This is a genomic window from Candidatus Flexicrinis affinis, from assembly GCA_016716525.1.
Classification (GTDB): domain Bacteria; phylum Chloroflexota; class Anaerolineae; order Aggregatilineales; family Phototrophicaceae; genus Flexicrinis; species Flexicrinis affinis.
Genome location: JADJWE010000001.1, coordinates 698422 through 716751, shown reverse-complemented (window position 1 = coordinate 716751; position 18330 = coordinate 698422). Strand labels below are relative to the sequence as shown.

The 18330-nt window shown below is 64.0% G+C and carries 17 protein-coding genes; 5 read left to right on the top strand and 12 right to left on the bottom strand.

Annotation, left to right across the window (positions count from 1 at the left end):
• Window positions 1-10: 10 nt before the first annotated feature.
• From IPM16_02915 to tsaD, 9 genes are read right to left on the bottom strand one after another with little or no spacing between them, the layout of a single operon-like run.
• Complete coding sequence (locus tag IPM16_02915) at window positions 11-1087, bottom strand: hypothetical protein (protein MBK9122059.1); 1077 nt, start codon at window positions 1085-1087, stop codon at window positions 11-13.
• Window positions 1074-2969 carry a glutamate mutase L gene (locus IPM16_02910; GenBank protein MBK9122058.1) on the bottom strand — a complete coding sequence of 632 codons (1896 nt, stop codon included), beginning with the start codon at window positions 2967-2969 and terminating at the stop codon, window positions 1074-1076. The genes IPM16_02915 and IPM16_02910 overlap by 14 nt, the downstream gene beginning before the upstream one ends.
• Before the next feature lie 3 nt (window positions 2970-2972).
• Window positions 2973-3614, bottom strand: a complete 642-nt coding sequence (locus IPM16_02905; GenBank protein ID MBK9122057.1) for a hypothetical protein — start codon at window positions 3612-3614, stop codon at window positions 2973-2975.
• A 3-nt stretch (window positions 3615-3617) separates the two neighbouring features.
• A complete protein-coding gene (locus IPM16_02900) occupies window positions 3618-6548 on the bottom strand; it encodes an SH3 domain-containing protein (protein ID MBK9122056.1) in 2931 nt (976 codons plus the stop codon).
• A 12-nt stretch (window positions 6549-6560) separates the two neighbouring features.
• On the bottom strand, window positions 6561-7202 hold the full coding sequence (locus tag IPM16_02895; protein MBK9122055.1) for a hypothetical protein: 642 nt from the start codon (window positions 7200-7202) through the stop codon (window positions 6561-6563).
• 1 nt (window position 7203) lies between these two features.
• Window positions 7204-7962 carry a hypothetical protein gene (locus IPM16_02890; protein MBK9122054.1) on the bottom strand — a complete coding sequence of 253 codons (759 nt, stop codon included), beginning with the start codon at window positions 7960-7962 and terminating at the stop codon, window positions 7204-7206.
• A 22-nt stretch (window positions 7963-7984) separates the two neighbouring features.
• Window positions 7985-8224 carry a hypothetical protein gene (locus IPM16_02885; GenBank protein MBK9122053.1) on the bottom strand — a complete coding sequence of 80 codons (240 nt, stop codon included), beginning with the start codon at window positions 8222-8224 and terminating at the stop codon, window positions 7985-7987.
• Window positions 8225-8280: 56 nt separating this feature from the next.
• On the bottom strand, window positions 8281-9492 hold the full coding sequence (locus tag IPM16_02880) for a beta-lactamase family protein (protein MBK9122052.1): 1212 nt from the start codon (window positions 9490-9492) through the stop codon (window positions 8281-8283).
• Window positions 9473-10531: a tRNA (adenosine(37)-N6)-threonylcarbamoyltransferase complex transferase subunit TsaD gene (gene tsaD / locus IPM16_02875; protein ID MBK9122051.1), complete on the bottom strand. Its 1059-nt coding sequence runs from the start codon at window positions 10529-10531 to the stop codon at window positions 9473-9475. The genes IPM16_02880 and tsaD overlap by 20 nt, the downstream gene beginning before the upstream one ends.
• A gap of 75 nt (window positions 10532-10606) precedes the next feature.
• Here tsaD and IPM16_02870 point away from each other — a divergent pair, with 75 nt between their 5' ends.
• Entirely contained in the window at window positions 10607-11107 is a 501-nt protein-coding gene (locus IPM16_02870) for a hypothetical protein (protein ID MBK9122050.1), read from the top strand.
• Here IPM16_02870 and IPM16_02865 read toward each other — a convergent pair.
• The gene (locus tag IPM16_02865) at window positions 11104-11610 is read right to left on the bottom strand and encodes a biotin/lipoyl-binding protein (protein ID MBK9122049.1); all 507 of its coding nucleotides are present in this window, start codon (window positions 11608-11610) and stop codon (window positions 11104-11106) included. The genes IPM16_02870 and IPM16_02865 overlap by 4 nt on opposite strands.
• 186 nt (window positions 11611-11796) lie before the next feature.
• Between IPM16_02865 and uvrB the strand changes: the two genes are divergently transcribed.
• The 4 genes from uvrB (at window position 11797) to IPM16_02845 (ending at window position 15947) form a co-directional block, all read left to right on the top strand.
• Window positions 11797-13869: an excinuclease ABC subunit UvrB gene (gene uvrB / locus IPM16_02860; GenBank protein ID MBK9122048.1), complete on the top strand. Its 2073-nt coding sequence runs from the start codon at window positions 11797-11799 to the stop codon at window positions 13867-13869.
• Between the two features lie 45 nt (window positions 13870-13914).
• Window positions 13915-14325 (top strand): hypothetical protein, encoded by a 411-nt coding sequence (locus IPM16_02855; GenBank protein MBK9122047.1) that lies wholly within the window; start codon window positions 13915-13917, stop codon window positions 14323-14325.
• 19 nt (window positions 14326-14344) lie between these two features.
• The gene (locus IPM16_02850; GenBank protein MBK9122046.1) at window positions 14345-14725 is read left to right on the top strand and encodes a hypothetical protein; all 381 of its coding nucleotides are present in this window, start codon (window positions 14345-14347) and stop codon (window positions 14723-14725) included.
• A 91-nt stretch (window positions 14726-14816) separates the two neighbouring features.
• Window positions 14817-15947, top strand: a complete 1131-nt coding sequence (locus IPM16_02845; GenBank protein MBK9122045.1) for a hypothetical protein — start codon at window positions 14817-14819, stop codon at window positions 15945-15947.
• Here IPM16_02845 and IPM16_02840 read toward each other — a convergent pair.
• Together IPM16_02840 and IPM16_02835 are read right to left on the bottom strand one after the other, a co-directional pair.
• Window positions 15934-17181: a glycosyltransferase family 4 protein gene (locus IPM16_02840; protein ID MBK9122044.1), complete on the bottom strand. Its 1248-nt coding sequence runs from the start codon at window positions 17179-17181 to the stop codon at window positions 15934-15936. The genes IPM16_02845 and IPM16_02840 overlap by 14 nt on opposite strands.
• Window positions 17178-18290 carry a glycosyltransferase family 4 protein gene (locus IPM16_02835; protein ID MBK9122043.1) on the bottom strand — a complete coding sequence of 371 codons (1113 nt, stop codon included), beginning with the start codon at window positions 18288-18290 and terminating at the stop codon, window positions 17178-17180. Before IPM16_02835 ends, IPM16_02840 begins: the two co-directional genes overlap by 4 nt.
• Between the last annotated feature and the right edge of the window lie 40 nt (window positions 18291-18330).

Below are 18330 nucleotides of genomic sequence, written 5' to 3'. Positions count from 1 at the left end.
GTCCCGCTAGTTACCGCCCGCTCACCTCAATATTCGCCAGCGGTGCAAAAATGCGCTCTCCGCTGCTTAACTCGACTTGGGCACACACAAATCGCATCCCATTGTCCAACAAAACCGGGTCGCTTGGCAAATTTAACACTACGCCAGACATACCGGTATACGGCGCGCCGATCACCCGGACGGTCATACCGGGTCGAAGCGTCAGCATCAAGTTCGGGCGCACCGGCGTTTCGCCCGGTTTCGGGGCGATGGTCATCACGATCTCCGGCCGGCGTGTATCCCACGGGGTCGGCTCGAATGCATCCAAAACGACCTGCGAACCTTCGTGTTCGATCAGCCACTGATTGAGCGTGCGGTTGACGCGTGTTTCACCAAACGCCTCGGTCAACATGATCGGAAACGGCTGGCCGAGCGCATGCCCCAACAACGATACCGGCATGGACGGCCCCACGAGGCCCGACACGCCCAAATTACGCGCCGCATTGATCATCCGCTGCGTAATTCCACGGCGCACCACGACGATTACGTTGTGGAAGGGCGACGAGAACTGGTCGGCGTCGAGATCTTCCAGCGCGGTGCTTGCTTCGCCCCGCAGCACGGCGATCGCGCGCTGACCGTTGCCCCAGAATCCCTGCACGTATGCACCGGACGCTTCGATCACGGCGCCGCGACCGGATTGTACGTCGCTGACGCGACCGCGCACACCGGCCTCGAGATCGAGCACGTCGTTGAGCTGCTCGATCAGAATCAGGCCGTTCACAATGGCGGCAACCCGGCCGCGTACCGGGGAGTATAACTTGCGCCCACGGCCCGACTCTTTACCCGCCAGCACCGTAATCTCATCGACTTCATCGTCGGCCCGCACCCTGAGCAGCGGCGCGAGATCTTCCGCCTTACGCAGGCGAAAGTACGCCTTTGCATCCAGTACGAGATGTTCGCCCGGGACCAGCCCGCGCACGACTACGTCGCGCACATCGACACGCTGGTCAGGCAGCACGGTGACGAGGCCGCTTGCCTGCTCCGGCAGCGTCACGCGGCGCTGGATCACCGCAAGCTTGACGATTGGGCGCTGCTCAGGATAGTGCATTGCGCAAATCCTCGATAGTCGTGTCGCTGTCGCCGAAGTCCGGTTCCGGTTCGGCCTCCGGCTCTTGGCGCTTACCGCGCCGGCGGTCGCGCCGAGACTGGCGCTGGCGCACGCGCGACGGTTCGGTCGGGCTTTCGGCGCGTCGTTCGCCGAACAACGTCGACCCGCCACCAAGCATTTCGACCGGACGCGGTTCGTCGCCGGTCACTTCAGCGATCCACTGCAGCATCAAGGTGGCTTTGACGTCATCGGGCATATCGAGCGCAAGGGGCCGGCCGCGCGCGTCGATGATGACTCCCGCGCCGCCGCCGTACACCTTGAACCGTTGGCTGCGACTGCCGTCGATATCAAGCCCGCGCCCGACGACTCGGGCGCGAACGACAGCCGTTACGCCAATTGGAACTGGAATGCGTACAAGATGGCCGCCGTTGACCGTCACGGTGGTCTTGGCGCCGTTGTCGGCCTCCACCGTGACTTCAACCGCGGGTTTGTCAAAGCGGGGACGTCCGCCGACGCTAATTGCCGTCCCTAAACTTGCGTAGCCGTTGCCATCCGCGACCTGCGAGGCCGCGTCGGGCCGCCGGCCAGCCACCGCGCCCAGCGCGGCAGTCAGTCCGTACGGGTCGGCCAAGAAGCGCGTGACGCCGACCGGTTCAAGCCCGTCGAGGGCGAGCAAGATACTATAGCCGGGCCGCCCAGTCTCATTGATACTTGCGCCACCCAATACGACCAAATCCGCTGCCTGACCGCGCCCAGCGCCGATAGACTCAGCGATCTCTCTGAGCGCTGTGCGAAGCAGTGCGTGCTCGACAAACGACTCGCGCAGCGAAAATGGAACGATGCCCTGTCGCAGCGACTTGTTGTAAACGTGTGTGTGGAGCGCCTCTTCTGCCCCGGCAAATGGAAGCCACTGCAGCAGGTCCTGAGGATCGACCGTGTTCAAAAGTGTCAGGGCATTGTGGCCCACCCCGAGATCGGTGCGGATCGCAAACTGCGACTCACGCGGGGTTGCGCGGCACATAATCGAGACCGCGCTGCCAATGTCGACGACGATGACGCGCGCATCGTTGAGTCGGGCGAAATACGACGCGATCGCGCTGTACCCGCGCGCCGTCGGCTGAACGCCGCCGACCGAAAGCGCCGCCAGATCGGAGAATCCTGAACTGCGCGTTTCTGCAAACCGGTTGAACGCTTCGGTCATCTGCGCGCGCAGCGGGGCCACGTCGATTTTGGCGGCGGCGGGCCGTACGTTTGCCGCAAGCGCAACCTCACCGATACCCTGAAAAGCCGCAGTGACACGCGGAGCCAGCTTGCTGTTCCCGGCATATACGATCTGCGGGCGACGGCGCTTGTCCATGACGGCTACGGCCAGTCTGACACTCTCGACAAGTTCCATCACGCTCTCGCTGGCGCCGTGTTCGACACCCCCCGTGATGACGACGATGTTTGGATATCCGTGCAGCACGGCATTGAGCCGCTCGTCACGATCGCGTCCGTCCTCGAGAGACAGCGTTTCGACCACGTCAACGTACGTGTTGGAGAGGGCCTGCTGTGCCGCGGCGACACTGCCGTCTTCACGCAGGCCGACAATCACGGCACGTAGTGGACGGCCGCCGCTTGCGGTGATCACGAACGACTCGACGCCGGACCGATCCTGCTGCTCCGGTGTAATGATCATGCCGGTGTCGTTGACGAAGCGACGACCCGTCGATGCGGTGAGCTGCTGGATAACTCGATCGAGCCCGACCTTGACGTCGTACGCGGGGAATCCATCCGTCGTACGGGTACGCGCAAAGCCAATCAGCTCATAAGTCCCGTCAACCTGATCGATAAGGACGGCGCGTGTGTGTACACTCCCGAAATCTACGGCGAGGATCGACATCGGTTATCCCCCACCCAGCTTGAGAAACTCGAGAACATACGCTACACGGTCGCTGAACACGGCAAGGCTGCTGAGTATCGCGGCAGCGTACAGCGCGCCCAACGTAATCACGATGAAGCCCTGCCCGAAGAAGGCCAGCGTCGAGATCGGAAGGCTGCGCCTGCTGCCCCCGTCTGCCGTTCGCACAGCGAGATATTGGAAGTACACCAGCGAACACACCACGCCGGCAATCGAGACCAGAAAGCTCGGCAGGTCGAGGCCGGGACGGGTCGCGCCCAGCGTCAACGGGACGAGCGTGCCGCTGGTTGCGCCGATCAGTGCGACAGCGGTGCCGACGCCGATCAGCAGCGCCATGGTCAGGCCGGCAAGCCGGTTCAAGCGGGTCGAAGACTTGAACAGCAGCAGCCCGCCCAAGGCCAGCGGAATCACGCCAAGCACGACACGCAGCGGTTCGCCGCTGAGGATGGTCGAACGGATCCACGGCACGAGCACGCTGTTCCACGTCACGATGGCCGCGTAGCCGGCGGACATGCCCACAAACACGTACACGGCGAGACGGTACAGAATGTTGTCGCCCAACACCGCGCTGAACACCAGCAGCGTCAGAATGAAGCCCGCCCAGAGGCCGATTTCGGAGACGGGCATGACCTACTTCCTCCTGCGGGCGATGCCGCGAATGACGCCGATGATCGTCCCGATCATGATCAGCGCAGCGGATACCACCACGCCGACATAGATCGCGCTGTAACGCGCTTCATCCATCTCGTCCGCGTCAGCGAACTGCGCGTTGACCGACATGCCGAGCGCCGGCCTCGGCACGGAGACGACCGGAATCGCGCTGGTGTCGCCTTCGATGCGCACGAGCGATGCGCTCACCCAACCGCTGCGCGGGCCGAGCACTTCCACGTTGACCCACGTCCGAGCTTCGTTGAAACCGAGCACCGGCAGGCGGTCGCCCGGGCCGGCGGAGCCAATCACCGGGAAGCTGGTGCCCGGGCCAGCGCGCACGTTGATGCGCGTGGGTGCGATGACGACCGCGACCAGATCATCGGTGGCGGCACTGGTCGGCGTGGGCGTCGGTGTGGAGGTGGCCGCCGGGCCGGTAGTCGCTGTGGCGGAGGGGGTACGCGATGGTGTCGCCGATACTGCCTGCGTCGATCCGGTCGTCGGCTCAACCGTCGGCGTATCGGTCGGTGTCACGGTCGGCGTAGACGTCGCGGTGAACGTCGCCGAAGGCGTAAAAGTCAACGTCGGCGATGGCGTGATCGTCGGCGTGCGTGAGGGCGTCGCCGTATTGGTCGGCGTCAGCGTATGTGTCGGTGTACTCGTCGCGGTCGCCGTCGCCGTCGCGGTCGGCGTGTTGGTCGCCGTAAAGGTAAACGTCGGCGTCACACGGGCGGTTGCCAGTGCATCAGCTGTCGCCTGAGCCGCCGCTGGCTCAAGGGTCGAAGTCGGCGTGTTGGTCGCCGTCGGCGTATTGGTCGGCGTCGGCGTGAACGTACTGGTCGGTGTCGGCGTGGACGTGAACGTGGCGGACGGTGTGATGCCGAAGCCGATCAAGCCGTCCGGGCCGCTGTAGGCAGACAACTGCGAGCGATAGGTGATACTGTCGCGCAGGCCAACCACGTACGGCGCGCCGTAGCTGTCGGCATAGAGCCGTGCAAGCGGCTCGGCTGACGCCGACACCACAAACACCAGCGGCGACGATATGAGCGGCTGAAGCTGTTCCGACCACTGCCGAATACCGTCGGCTCGGTCGCTTACGATGACGACCAAGTCAAGGTCGGCGACGCTGCCAATCTCAAGATCCGTCGGGTGCCCGTCGTGATCGAACGCAAGAGCGTCCCGCGGATTCTCTGCTAAGTCGCGCACACCGAGCGAATCGCCCGGCAGATAGCGGCCGAAAATGATCTGCTTGCTGCGCGTATCTTCCGGCAGTACGCCTTCGAGCATGCGCTGAGCCGCGACGAGAGCAACCGGATCGGTGCTGACGATCACCGGCGTCGCCTGCCGCGCACGAGCATGCGCAATCACAGCCGTCATCGCCCCGCCGATCTCGCTCAAGCTGCCCGGCGACGCGTCGACAGCCACGAGCATCACATCGCCTTCGGACAGTTCGTCAACTATGGCGTAGGCGGCCTCGGCCGGCGATTTCTCGCCAAATAAGACCGGCGGAAGCTGCACAAACCGCAGCGACTCGAATACGTCGAGGAACGGCAAGATCACCGCAGCAGCGACCAACGCAGCGATCAACAGGCGCGGCACGTTGTAACGCAGGCGGCGGCGTGCGCGCACAGGTTGGGCCGACGCGCCTTGCGCAGTCCCGGCAGACGCGGCAATCGACCGCATCAGCTCGGTCCCGCGCGACCCTTTGTCCTCGCGACGGCCCGGCGACGGTTTGGCCGCCGGCGCCTCGGTGACCAGCACTGGCGGCGGAACAGGCGCCCCCGGCGCGGCAGTGACGGCGGTCACGCCTTCGTCCAGTAGTGCCCGCAAATCGTCGGGAAGCTCCTCGATGGGACGGTCTTCTTGCTGCTGCCGCATAAAGGCGGCCGCGCTCACTTCACTGACCGATACATCGCTGAGGAAGTCGGGAATGTTCGACTCGGGTAGTTCCATGTCAGCCGGCCGGCTGATCGGGTTCGGACCGAGCAGTTCGTCGAAATTGAGCCGTGACGAGTCGAACGCAAGGAAATCGTCGTCTTCCGCAAACTGCATGTCGCCTTGCGGCCCGGTGCCCGGCTTTGCCAGCGCGCCCGAATCGCCACCACTCGATGACAGCAGGCTAAGCAAGTCGACGTCGCCCTCGCCCTGCGCATCGGTCGGCTGCAGTAAGCCGGACAGCAGATCGTCCACGCCAGCATCGCCCTCGCCTTGCGACAGGAGGGCCGCCAGCTCGTCGGACTGCGCGTCCGCCTGATCGTCTGCTTCGGTCATCCAAGAGAGGTCTTCCGACTCTTCGATCGGTTCCTCGACCTCGAATTCCACGTCATCGAACGAGGCTTGGAAGGCATTGGCGTCTTCCGCCCCGAGGTCGTCGGCGCCCTGCAGCCATGTCGGCAGCGTGCCGGAGTCGCGCTCTCCCGCAGGCTTGTCCAGCGCCTCTTCATCGATATCGGCACCGCGCAGCCACGGGGCCAGCATCTCTCCGGCGTCTTCCGGCTCCGGTTCACCCGTACTTGCTGCCGGCTGTTCACTGGTGTTCAGCCAGTCGGGGAAATCCTCGGCGGCAGGCTCAGGCGCCGGCTCGGGCGTTGAATACGCGGGAATTTCGGAATCGGTCTGCAGCCAATCGGGGATCTCACCCGGGTCTTCGCTGGGCTCTTCGGTCGGCTTGACGTCGAACGGGTTGTCAGACAAATCCGCCAGCCATGCGCTGCTATCCTCACCCGCATCAGCATCGCTGAACGCAAACGTCTCGAAGTCAAATTCGCCGGTCGATGGCTTGCCGATATCTTCGGATTCAGGCGTCTTCTCGCCGTCACCGCCGATACTATCAAGCCAGTCCATACCACCATCATCTGCCGAAAATGGCTGATCCGAGTCGTCAAGCCAGTTTGGGTCGAATTCGTCGTTCATGCCGGCCCCTGCCTATTCACGTGTTGCACGACCCTGCCCAATCAACACGCGCACGCCGGCAATCACAGTCGCCAGCGCGATGCCCAACAAGATCGCCCGTCCACCGGCGTCGACCGGAACACGGTTGAGCCAGTCCGCCACGGTCGCAATCGGCTCAAGCCCGCGCAGTGGCAGCGCTCCGACCAGCACCGTGACGACCGTCGCAACGAACAGTAGGCTGGCCCAGCTTGGCCGGCGGTTCGCAATTGTCACCGCACCATACACCAGCGAGAACAGCACCAGCCCGGAGAACGCCGTTTCCAGCGCGATCTGCACGGCGTCGACTGCAGCCCGCGCCTCATTGTCGCGCGGGAGAATACCGAAACCGAGGACAATGACGAACGATAGAATCAGCACGGCGCTGTAGAGGGCCTGCCCGCGGCGGCGCGTCCGCCTCAGGTGGACACCCATCAAGTTGACAACACCGACCAGCACCGCGACCGCCGCCGTGACCGCCGCGAACTGAAGGAGCAAGCGTGCGAAATCTGTGATGCCGAAGCGTTCGATTTGCCCGGAAATCGGGCCGATGTTGGTGCCCAGCAGGCCGACCAGTGTTACGAGTGCGACGCCAATCGTGAGTGCGGTGACCAGCACCGCGCCAAACCGTAAGCGCATCTCAACCTCCCGCGCCGACGATGCGCACCGCCGCCACGGCAATCACCGCGGCGATCAGCAGCCAGCGCAGGATGTCCATCGCCGCGGCCTCGCCACGGCGTACAGCACGGTCGGAGAGATAGGCCGACGCTTGGAACAGCTCTTCGCCGATCAGCGGAGTCTTCGAAAATGCGTAAGCGACCGCTTGCCCGTCCAGCCGGTCGGTTGCCCCGATGAAGGGAGCGCCACGCCGGACCGAGGCTTCGCCGACAAGTGCGATTTCCGGCCCGAACCGGCCGACCATGATTTGTGTCGGGCTTCGATCGGCCGAGACATAGGCAGTCATCGCCGCGGCGTACGCCAATGAACGCGGCCCCGCCGGAATCCAGCGTGTCGAGCCGCTCGGGACAGGCATGCCATGATCGCGAAACGCCGCACGGACGGCTTCGATCGCCAGCGGCAGGCCGGTGCCGCTGCTGGTCGTGACGGCCGGCATGCGATCGCCGTAGGCAGCCACCGCTACGGTGTGATAGGCGACGGCCTCTGCGGCAATCGCCAACAGCGTCGACTCGCCGCCGACGCCCGCATCGCCCATTCCGACGATGATCGACTGCCCGGCCTCAACCGCGGCGGTCGCCATTGTTGGAAGGGCCGCATAAGCAGCCTGACGGCGCAGCGTCGCTGCATCGCGGCGGCGGCGCACGAATTGTGGCACAACCGCCGTCACGATCAGGCCGATCAATATCGCCAAGATCGACAAGACCTGAGTTGTTGTATCCAACCCTTCCCCCCTTGGGTGCGGCCTAGTCCTGATCCAACCACTGACGGAGTCTTGCGACCCCTTCAGGCGTTTCGAGCGACTCCGCCAGATCGTTCAGCGGCGCGCCGCGCAGGACGTGACGCAGCATCGGTTCGCCAACATACAGCATTTGGGCTGCCAGCGGCCCCCACAGCCCCCCGACATCAAGCGAGGTCCGCAGCAAACCGTCTAGTCCGCGCAGCTTTGCGCCACGCAGCCACTCGCGCAGGCGATCATCGTCCATAGTGGATACTATAACACGTCGTAGGACGCGTGCCACACGATGCGCGCCTCAACGAATTAAGGTTTCGTACAGTCTGTGCCTATATACTGCCCCAGCAGCGGCCCGCGCAGCACGATCCGGCAGCGGTCCGACCCTGGTACGGTCGCCGTCGGCCAGGTCAGCGCGCCGTACCCGATTGGCTCGCCTTCCACGCCCAGTTCCGCAGCCAGCGCCGCCCATGCTGCCCGCTGCGCCTGTGCTCTGCGAACGAGCACGTCGGCCGCACGCGTATCCCGCCCCAATGCACGCAATACAATCTTGTAACGCGTGGCATGCACGAATGCCTCGCTGTGGTCTTGGTTGACTAGAACCGCCACGCCAAGCGCCAGTTCCGGGACAACCATGACGACCGCCGTGCCGCCGATCGCGCTGCCCAGATGCGAGAATACGTCGTAGCCTTCGAACTGTTCGACGAACCACCCGTTCGCGTAACGCAACGAGCGGCCCAGCGGGCAGCACGAACGCTCCGGGGCGTCCCCGCCCAATCGAACCGATCCGTCGTCGTTGGCCCATGCGATCAGATCCGGAAGGAGCGCCTCGAGCTGCGTGGCGTTCACGCGCGCATCGACTGCGGCGGACATCACGCCGTGGTCGAACGACTCGATCGCAGCGAGATCACCGGCAAGGGCCAGCTCGAACGGCGTCGCGGGCCGCTCGCCGTCTGGCATCCACGGGATGGCCATGCCGAGGTCACGTGCAGCGCCGCGCGCAGCCAGCGCGAACACGACCGAGTTGTACGTGAAACGCTCGCCAGCCGGGGCGACAGGTGTGTATTGACGCAGGATCGCCGCCGCACCCTCGGGATCGACCGTGCGCCCGACCCACGCAGAATCGTCGCGGGGGAAGCCCGACGTCTGGTCAATGGCTTGCGCGACCGTCACCAACCCGGCTTGGCCGATTTCGAGGTCGGGCCACAGCGCGTTCAGCGTAATGCTGGTGTCGAACTGCTGCTGATCGAGCCAGAATGCGATCAGCGGCTTGGCAATCGATCCGGTCGAAAACAGCGTGTCGGGATCGACCGGGATTCGGCGCTCGGCGTCAGATGTGCCGAACGTCCACACCCGGCTTTCGCCGCGGTCTACGATCACGACCGCGCCGCCGACCAATGCCAAGCTCTCTGCGTCAGCCAGAATTTCCGCGCGGAAAGGGTCGAAATCGGCAGTCGATCGCGACAGGACGATGCTGGATAGGAGTACGACAGCCGCGAGGCTAAGCGTCAACCGGCGCATGGTTGAGGTGGCTGAGGGGCCACGTCGGCAGCACGTCGAACGCGATCGAATCGCGCTGACCGGCGGTAAACCGGTAGTGCGCCGCAGCCGCGATCATGGCCGCGTTGTCAGTGCACAGGTTCAACGGCGGATAGCGTACCGGGAGCTGCGCAGCGTCCTTGATCTGCATGCGGAGAAGCGCGTTGGCACTGACGCCACCGGCCAGCAGGATTTCGTTGGCGTCGTAGGTCTGCGCAGCGCGCACGGTCTTTTCGACAAGCGCATCGACGAGCGCGGCCTGGAAGCTCGCCGCCGCATCGGGGACCGATACGCCTTCCCTGAGCGTCGCGCCTTTCTCGCCGTCTGGGCCTTTTGGAGACATCCGCGTCACCTCGCGCAGGACGGCCGTTTTCAGCCCACTGAAGCTGAAGTCGAAAGACTGATCGCGCTTGGCCCGTGGGAACTGATACGCGTCGGGCTGACCTGCCTCTGCCGCCCGCTGAATATTCGGGCCGCCGGGGAACGGCAGTCCGAGCACGCGCCCGACCTTGTCGAACGCCTCGCCTGCAGCGTCATCCAGCGTCCCGCCAAGCCGTTCATAGACGCCGTGGTCGCGCATGAGCACCAGCTCGGTGTGGCCGCCGCTGACGATCAGCACGACGACAGGAAAGTTCGCCTCCTGCAGCGGCTGGGTCAACCACAACGAGTAGATGTGGCCTTCGAGGTGGTTAATCCCCAACAGCGGCTTGCCGGACATCAGCGCCAACCCCTTGGCGTAGCTGATCCCGACCAGCAGCGAACCGACCAAGCCCGGACCGCGCGTGACAGCGATGGCGTCAAGTCGGTCGACATTGAGCGCCGCATCCGTCAGCGCCTGCCGGACGACCGGGTCGATTGCTTCGACGTGGGCACGCGACGCAACCTCGGGGTATACGCCGCCGTACTGCGCATGCAGGTCGACCTGTGACGCAACGACGTTCGACGCGATGCGCTGCCCGTCTATGATGACCGCCGCCGCGGTTTCATCGCACGATGTTTCGATGCCGAGAATAATGCTCATCAGGCAAATGTCTCTTCCGCCAGTCCGCGCCGATTGTACAATGGTCGGCCAGCGATGAGGACAACGGACTTCTCTATGCCAGACACCGCGCTCATGCGTGAGCTTGAATTCACTTTGGACGATCTCTCCGCGAACCGTACCGGAAAATTGAGCGAGATGCAGCTTGACCGCCTTCGACTGCGCCGCCAACGCTCGATCCTCACCGGAACTGGAATCGTGGTCGCGCTGGCCTTCGCGGCCAGCCTGTGCCTATTCGGCGGACTGCGCGGATCGGCCATTTTGACCGTGATTGGCCTCGGCCTGACGGTATGCGCCACCGTCGTAATGAGCACCTTTGCGCGCTATTGGCTGCGGCTTTCAGCCGATATTCGCGAAGGCACGACCAGCATATTCAGCGGACCGCTGGAGCGCGTCGTCAAGCCGGTCAACCGCCGTATCGTGACTTATCTGCTGCGCGTCGGCGGCGCGGAGTTCTCCGTAACCAAAGACGTGTTCAAACTGTTCGACCACGAGAAGAAGTACGCGCTGTATCGCGCAAAGTTCTCGGGCCTGCTGCTCAGCGCCGAGCGAGTCTAGGAGTCCGGTGCGTCGATCTGGATAAGCTGCTGATCACGCTCGACCACATCGCCCTCCTTGACCAACACCTCGCGCACGACGCCGTCAGATGGCGCGCCGACGCGAATCTCCATCTTCATCGCTTCGAGCACGATCAAGGGTTGGCCCGCGGTCACGGTTTGCCCCGGTTCGACCAGAACGTCGACCACCTGCCCCGGCATTTGCGCGGTAAGCCGGCCTGCCTCTGCACCCGCCGACGCGCGGCGACGTGCGGAGGGCGTGGCGATCGAGAGCGCGTACACCGGCCCACCGACTACCTGCGCATACCGCCGCGATCCGTCTGCCGCGGTCGCCACTTGGACCGTGCGGTCGTCGAAGTCCAGCACCCATCGGCCGGACTGGGTACGCTCCGCCGAGAGCTGATAGGTTCGTTCGCCCACCGTCGCCGTAACGCGCCCGTCGCTGCCACGTTCAATGCTTACGCTCACGACGCCTTGCTGTGTCTCGTATTGAACTGACGGCATGCGAATAGTCTCCACAGTCGACGATGCGACGATTCGGTATCACATCATCCTAGACGAATCACAGTACCGAATTGTTCCCATCCGGTCAAACAACCCATCGTTTGAGTCTGGCTTGCGGGATGGAGATGGCGTACAATCGTCCATCCGGTTGCGAACATTCGTTCGTCATTCTAGCGGAGGAACGCCATGAACCAGCAGTTCCAGCTCGTCTCCGACTTTCAACCCACCGGCGATCAACCGGCCGCGATCGAAGGGCTGGTGAACGGGATCCACAACGGGCACCGCCAGCAGACGCTGCTCGGCGCGACAGGCACCGGCAAGACGTTCGCCATCGCCCACGTCGTCCAGCAGCTTCAACGCCCGACGCTGGTGCTGGCGCACAACAAGACGCTGGCAGCCCAACTCTACGCCGAGTTCAAGGAGTTCTTTCCGCGCAACGCCGTCGAATACTACGTCAGCTACTACGACTACTATCAGCCCGAGAGCTACGTCCCGCGCTACGACCTGTTCATCGAAAAGCAGACCGAGATCAACGACCATATCGAGCGCCTGCGTGTTGCCGCGAAGGCCGCGCTGCTCAGCCGCCGCGACGTGCTGATCGTCGCTTCGGTGTCGTGCATCTACGGCACAGGCGATCCCGAGACGTGGGGCAAGTACATCCTCGAGCTGCGCGTCGGCGACACCATGCGCCGCGAGGCGATTCTGCGCCGGCTCGTTCAACTTCAGTACACGCGCAACGACATGGATCTGGCCCCCGGCAGCTTCCGCGTCCGCGGCGACACCCTCGAAATCCATCCGTTCTATGAGGATGCCGCGTACCGCGTGCAAATGTTCGATGACGACATCGAGCGCATCACGCGTTTCGACGCGTTGACGGGCGAGATTCTGGCCGAGCAGCCCGTGGTCGTCGTGTTTCCGGCAACCCAGTTCGTCGCCGATCAAGAGAAGTTGAAGAAAGCCGTCAACGACATCGAGGCGGAACTGGAACAGCAGATCGCGTTCTTCAAGTCGCAGGACAAGATGCTGGAAGCGCAGCGCATCGAACAGCGGACGCGCTACGACCTCGAGATGCTGCGCGAGGTCGGCTTCACCAGCGGCATCGAGAACTATTCGCGCCATCTCGAACAACGGATGGCTGGCACGCCACCTCACACGTTGATCGACTACTTCCCCGACGACTTCCTGCTCGTCATCGACGAGTCGCACATGACCATGCCGCAGATACGCGGGATGTACAACGGCGACTACTCGCGCAAACAGGTACTGGTCGATTACGGATTCCGACTCCCGAGCGCGATGGACAACCGGCCGTTGAAGCTGGCCGAGTTCGAGGAGCGCATGGGCTTCACGGTCTACACGACCGCGACACCCGGCCCGTACGAACGCGAACACAGCACCAACGTCGTGCAGCAGATTATCCGCCCGACCGGCATAGTCGATCCGATTGTGGAAGTCCGGCCGGTCGAGGGACAGATTGACGACTTGCTGCAGGAAGTCGCTGCACGTATCAAGAAGGGACAGCGTGCGCTGGTCACCACCTTTACGCAGCGAATGGCCGAAGAACTGGCCGGCTACTTCAACGAAATGGGCATCAAGGCGCATTACCTCCACGCCGAGGTCGAGACACTCGAACGCGTAGAAATCCTGCGCGACCTGCGCATGGGCGTGTACGACGTGGTGGTCGGGATCAACCTGCTGCGCGAAGGTATCGACCTGCCCGAGGTGTCGCTGGTCGGAATCCTCGATGCCGACAAGGAAGGCTTCCTGCGCAGCACATCCGCGCTGATCCAGACCATCGGGCGCGCCGCCCGCCATATCGAAGGCCGCGTGATTCTGTACGGCAACGTGATGACCGACAGTATGCGCAACGCCATCAGCGAGACCGAGCGCCGCCGCGCGATCCAGCAGTCGTATAACGAGGAACACGGAATCATTCCCGCCAGCATTGTCAAGCAGATCCGCGACTTGACCGACCGCGTCAAGATCATGGCGGCGGAAGAGGCCGGGAGTGTCCTTCACGACGCCGAGCAGCACGACTTGACGACCATGGCGAAGAGCGATCTACACAAGCTGGCTAAGGAGCTAGAAAAGGAAATGAAAGCGGCGGCGACCAACCTTGAGTTCGAGAAGGCCGCGGCCCTGCGCGACCAGTTGTTCGAACTACGCGGCATGCTGGCGCTCAAAGAATCGGACGATCTTGTGGGCGTGGGCGAGCACGAAGCGCCGGAGCGCAACGGTCGCACGCGCCGAGTACGTTAACCCAGACTTGCCACGTCTGAACTGCCTGCCGATAATGGGGTGTGTATGCGCACCCCATTTGCTTTCTCAGCGATCGCAATTCTGCTCGTCGTCGCGGCCCTGCTCGGTGGATGCACGCTAGCCGAACCCACGACGACCCCCGTCCCGACACCCGACATCCCCCGGGTCCGTTTTCTGTTTCCCGAGAACAACGCACGCATCGCGCAAGACAGCGAGATTACCGTCGACATCCTCGCCGAGGACGAGACGTCTGGAATCGCCCGCGTTGAGTTTCTGGTCGACAACATCCAGATCAACGAGGGCCAGCCCGACGGCTTCGCCGTCCCGGCTTTCCGCGCCGCGATGAACTGGATTGCGGGCACGCCGGGCGGGCACACACTGCACGCGATCGCCTATCGCGCCGACGGAACCCGAAGCGACGAAGCAATCATCTTGGTGGATGTCGTCGCACGCTGACCATGAAGCGAAAGCGCTTATGAGCTACCTACAGCGAATCAACTACCGGCCCACACTCGACAATTTGAGCGAACGCGAACGCGAGACGCTCGGCCGTGCATTCGATCCGGCCAGCACCGACGTGATCGTCAATGGTGATGTTGTGCCGTGGCACAACGTCGAAGAGGTCGAAGTCGCCGTCGCCGCGCGTCAAAAAGGCCCGTCTGGCTGGATCGTCCGCAATCTCGTGATGCAAGGCGAGCGATATCACGTGGCGCTGTACTTCGGGCGCGAAGAGCAGGTACTGACGAATCTGTCGCACGAGGCCGCCGAATACGTCGTCAAGTCCATCGCTTACTATGCACCCAAGCCGGTGCGCTACACCGGGCCGGACGGATTTGCGCCCCTTACCGAGGTCTAGCGTCCGGCGGACTTTGCTTGCGCTTGCTTTCGCGGGCCTCAGCCTTGCCGCGTGCGCGCCAGAGCCCGGTACGCCGTCGTCCGCCTCATCCTTGAGCCTGCCTGCAACAACACTCGCGACGACGTGGGGATTTGCCCCGGCCTTAACGACGGCCCCGAGTATCGACCCGCCAGCGGCAGTTGCCACCGGGACACACACGACTTTCGCAGCGTTCGAGTCCGTCGGCACCACGCAGCGGCTTGTGCTTTACGACGACGCTCAGCGCATCGAGACCGAGATCGCTGCATCTCAGCCACGCAGTCTGCAGCTGGCACGGCTTCCGTCAAGCCGCCTGCTGGCTACATGGATCGACCGTGACGCCTCGGGCATCAGTACGCTGTATGCCGCTCAAGTCGACCGGCAGGGTGCGTCGCTGTTCGGTGCGCTGGCGGTATCGAACAGCGCGGTGACGCGCTACGACTTGGTTGACATGCCTGAAGGTGGCGCCTGGGCGGTCTGGAGCGCGGTCGTCAGCGGCGAACCTACACTGGTAGCCAGCCGCCTCGATGACGCCGGTCGCCCCCGTGTGCCTCAGCTCTTGCAGCTTGACGCCGACTATCCGGCACTGGCGGCGCTTAACAATGGCGACGTGATGTTGTTCTGGCTTCAAGGGGAGACCCAAGATCTGTATCGTGCGCGCCTCGTCGATACCGGCCTAAGCGAGCCGGTGCGAGTCAGCGCGGCGCCGTGGGTAGGGGCGACCGGCGATCTCTTGTCAGGTCTGAGTGCCGGTATCGACCAGTCTCACGGATATGTCGTATTCCATACGCTGACCAGTGTCGGGTACGCGCGTGCGCTGATCGTATCCGGCGCGCTCGATCGCACGGACTGGGGATCGGCCACGCCGGTCGCGCCCATCATGGGCGAAGAGCCGTTCCAGACCGGATTCAATCACGGTGTTGCTTTTCAAGCTGCCTCGCTTGCCAGCGCGCCCGAGGCAAGTTGGATCGCGCCGGCGCACGGTCAATACGACATCTTGGCCGCCGCAGCGATAACGGAATTGCGCCTTCATGTGCTGTACTTCCGGGCAGGGGCATTGGTTGGTGCGCAGGAGATCACATCGCTTCCATCGAACCTGATCGCAGGGCCGAACTTGACAGTGGACGACGAGCGCGACTTGACGCTGGCATGGTGGCAGCCCGGCCCCGGCTCCGCATCGCTCTACACGATCAGCTCCCGCTGACAAGCGAACGGCATACCTCGTCCATTCGTAATGCGGCGTGTTGCGCGGTGAACGTCGCTTCGAAACGCGCACGCCCCGCCGCTCCCATGGCGGCCGCACGCGCGGGGTCGTCGAGCAAGGCCGCGAGCGCTCCGGACAGGGCCACGGTGTCAAATGGTTGGACAATGTGGCCGGTAACGCCGTCTGCAACCGCTTCCGGCGAACCGCCGAAACACGTGGCGACCACCGGCTTGCCGGCCGCCATCGCTTCGAGGTTCACGGTCGGGAACACGTCGAGGCAGATCGAAGGCGCAGCGACGACATCCGCGAGCTGATACGCGGCCGCCAGCATCTCGCCTTCCAGCCACCCGCCCATGACGATCTGAGGAAGCACGTCGCGGAACGCGTCATCCGAGAACCCCTGCTGCGGCAGCGTTGCGCGCGTCAGGATCAGCAGGCGCGCGTCTGGCCGGTCAGGGAAGATGCGCCGGGCTGCATGCAGCAGTTGGACGCTGCCCTTGAGGGGCGTCAGCCGTCCGGCAACGAGGATCACCTTACAGCCCTCGAGGCCGAGCTGCTTTCGCAGCTTCGCAACGACATCTGGCGTCGCGTCGAATGCTGCGGCGTCGACGCCGGGATGCACGACGTCCGGCGCGCGCCCGCCGTTGGCGACGATCGCGTCGCGCAGGGCCGCGCTGCTGCACGTCAACCGATCGACCCCGACCAACACCCGGCGGATCGCCGCGTTACGAAGCGGGTTGTAGCGCAGCCGATAGTTCCGCAGGTTATAGAACAGTGGCAGTCGATACTGCTCGGGCCGGACCGGGCAGCGGGCGTCCGGCGTGGCAAAGTGGATCAGTTTGCCGTAGGTGAACGTCATCGCGTCCTGCAAGTGGTGGACGACGGGGATACCGCGTTGTCTGGCAAGCGTCAGGCTATGATAAGTCAGCCCGGTGTGAATGTTGAATGCCAGCACGAGGTCGGGCCGCAGGGCGTCCAGCTTCGCGACCACCTGTGCGGCCACGCCCGGGTGATAGAGCGACCAGTACGCGGCGAAGCGCGGCCGCCAACGTGCATGAACGTGGTGTACCGGGATGCCGGATCGCAAGTCTTCAAACACGGCCTTGTCGGTCGCGGCAAGCACGGTGACGTCATGCCCGCGTGACGCCAAGCCTTGCGCAAACGTCCACGCGACTTTCTCGGCGCCACCGCTGTTCTCCGGTGGAATCCGGTCGCTAAGTACGAGGATCTTCACGGTGCACCCTCTAGTACGGACTCGTAGAGCGCCACATACCGAGACGCCGCATCTCGCCACGTCGAGCGATTTGCCTTTTTGAGCGCGGCGGCGCCCATCGCGCGAAGCCGGTCCGGGTCGCTGAGCAAGCTGACGATCGCGGCAGGCAGTTCCTCATCGACACGCGCTTGAGAGACGAGCAGGCCGGTCGTTTCGTGGTCGATGGCATCGCGCGCGCCGCACTCCCATGTCCCGATCGAGGGCACGCCGAGGCTCGCCGCCTCGAGATACACCAGTCCGTACCCTTCAAACCGAGGGCCGTCGTTCATCGACGGCATCACGAACACGTCTGCCGTCTTGTACCAACGCAGAAGATCGGCATGCGCGACGTGCCCCATCAGCCGCACGCGATCAGCCAAGCCCAGTTCGTCCACCAAGCGGCCCGCTTCCGACCCCGTTTCCGGCTCGGACGTCAGCGATCCGACCACGACACAAGTTGCGTTCGGCACACGCTTTAGGACCGCCGGCATCGCGCGGATCAGCGGCAGGATACCCTTACGCCGCTTGACCGCCCCGACGAACAGCAGGATCGGCCCATGCTTCTCGAAAGGTGTCACCCCCTGCGCCGCGTCCTGCCATGCCTGCGCATTGACCCCATTGGGTATGACGACCGAGCGCGCGCCGGGAGCATGCTGGCGCAGCACGTCCTGCGTGTGGCTGCTGATGCACGCGACCGTCGACCGCTCGAAGGCTCTTCGATACAGCGCGCCAATCGGCCAGCGGCGCATCGACGGCAGCGCGGCATAGGTTCCATGTGCCGTCAGTACGTGTGGGCGCGCACCCGCTGCGCGTACGCCAAGCGGCGCGAACGGTTCGACGAAGGTGTGAACGACATCGCAGGTGGCCAGCGCCGAGCGGGCCGCGCCATGCGACCGCAGCAGCGACAGCACTAGTCCGGGCCGGGATTCCGCCAACGGCGGGAGAATCGCGAAATCGGCAGCGGCAGCGGACTTGCTCGCGACAATCGTCAAGTCGACACCGTGCTCGCGCAGCGCGGCGATCAGTTCGAGCGAGTACTGCGCCCATCCGCTGCGGGAGTCTATCTCTGCGGTGATGATGCCGAGCTTCACGAAACGTCCCTCAATAGTCCGAATGGCATAAAAACTGCAT

Coding starts and splice junctions, on each gene's coding strand:
- IPM16_02870 (MBK9122050.1), top strand. CDS start 10,607: ATGCCAGACACCGCGCTCATGCGTGAGCTTGAATTCACTTTGGACGAT.
- IPM16_02915 (MBK9122059.1), bottom strand. CDS start 1,087: ATGCACTATCCTGAGCAGCGCCCAATCGTCAAGCTTGCGGTGATCCAG.
- IPM16_02865 (MBK9122049.1), bottom strand. CDS start 11,610: ATGCCGTCAGTTCAATACGAGACACAGCAAGGCGTCGTGAGCGTAAGC.
- IPM16_02885 (MBK9122053.1), bottom strand. CDS start 8,224: ATGGACGATGATCGCCTGCGCGAGTGGCTGCGTGGCGCAAAGCTGCGC.
- IPM16_02850 (MBK9122046.1), top strand. CDS start 14,345: ATGAGCTACCTACAGCGAATCAACTACCGGCCCACACTCGACAATTTG.
- IPM16_02900 (MBK9122056.1), bottom strand. CDS start 6,548: ATGAACGACGAATTCGACCCAAACTGGCTTGACGACTCGGATCAGCCA.
- uvrB (MBK9122048.1), top strand. CDS start 11,797: ATGAACCAGCAGTTCCAGCTCGTCTCCGACTTTCAACCCACCGGCGAT.
- IPM16_02910 (MBK9122058.1), bottom strand. CDS start 2,969: ATGTCGATCCTCGCCGTAGATTTCGGGAGTGTACACACACGCGCCGTC.
- tsaD (MBK9122051.1), bottom strand. CDS start 10,531: ATGAGCATTATTCTCGGCATCGAAACATCGTGCGATGAAACCGCGGCG.
- IPM16_02895 (MBK9122055.1), bottom strand. CDS start 7,202: ATGCGCTTACGGTTTGGCGCGGTGCTGGTCACCGCACTCACGATTGGC.
- IPM16_02855 (MBK9122047.1), top strand. CDS start 13,915: ATGCGCACCCCATTTGCTTTCTCAGCGATCGCAATTCTGCTCGTCGTC.
- IPM16_02880 (MBK9122052.1), bottom strand. CDS start 9,492: ATGCGCCGGTTGACGCTTAGCCTCGCGGCTGTCGTACTCCTATCCAGC.
- IPM16_02905 (MBK9122057.1), bottom strand. CDS start 3,614: ATGCCCGTCTCCGAAATCGGCCTCTGGGCGGGCTTCATTCTGACGCTG.